We start from the raw sequence: 875 nt of genomic DNA, 5'->3' as shown, positions 1-875 counted from the left end.
ATTTTTAGCCTGATTCATCTGGGCGCAGAGTGCTTTTAAAGATGCATCGCCGGAAGTCACCTGGATCGGTGTGTAACATCCCAAGGCTTCCAGATCAATCTCTGTCATACCGGAGGCGATCGCTGCATTGATCGCCGTCTGTACCTTTGCCTTATCCACAGATTCTCCCTTTACTTCCGGAACAATCGTGAAATCTTTTCCTTCTTCCCAGGCGGATATATGGGCATCTACCGTCGGTGCTGCACTATCTGACATACAATTTAAGGAAGCAATGCGGTTTGCAAGCATCGTCTGATCGCAGGAAAGCGGCATCGCGATCGTCAGCGCTCCTGCTCCAGCTGCCCCTGCTGCCTGCTGGTCAATCGCTGCCTGCAGCTCATTTGTAATCACTACTTTATAGCCGATCTCCGCTGCGGTGATCTCTTCTGTCTTGCCTCCGCGTTCTTTGATCGTTAATTTATAAGAGCCGTAATTCTGCTCCAGCTTTGCCTTTGCTTCCTCGTTGCTCATTCCGCCGACTGCGACGCCATTTACACTTGTTCCATTTGCAAAACTGCCATCTGCCAGTACTGGCTGTGCAAACATCAGCACCAGTGCAGCTGCCGCACCAGTCATTTTAAGTATACTCATACTTTTATTTTTCATTTTTTCACAAACCTCTCTGCCGCGCCATCTGGCTGCGGCCTGTATATATGGATTCTGAATCCTTATTATAGCAGAGTCGGAAAAAAAGTCCAGACCGATTCTAAAAAAGATCGTCAAAAGATCCAATTCGTAAGAATTTCTTAACGGTTCCTTTTTTTCTTTCCTTTTTCTTTCATTTTTTCCATATTCATGATTGCAGTTTTTCCATTTTGCGGTATGATGGTATTCGT

Annotated in this window: 1 protein-coding gene; it reads right to left on the bottom strand. The window is 46.1% G+C overall.

Annotated elements, in window-relative coordinates:
- Positions 1–630, bottom strand: a 630-nt coding sequence (locus QVO97_RS00590) for a peptidoglycan binding domain-containing protein (protein ID WP_288188499.1), incomplete at its 3' end; no start/stop codon positions are given.
- Positions 631–875: the final 245 nt, after the last annotated feature.

Origin of the sequence: Clostridium sp. CAG:43, from assembly GCF_000434655.1 — a bacterium.
Classification (GTDB): domain Bacteria; phylum Bacillota; class Clostridia; order Lachnospirales; family Lachnospiraceae; genus Otoolea; species Otoolea fessa.
This window is presented reverse-complemented; position numbering and strand designations above follow the sequence as displayed.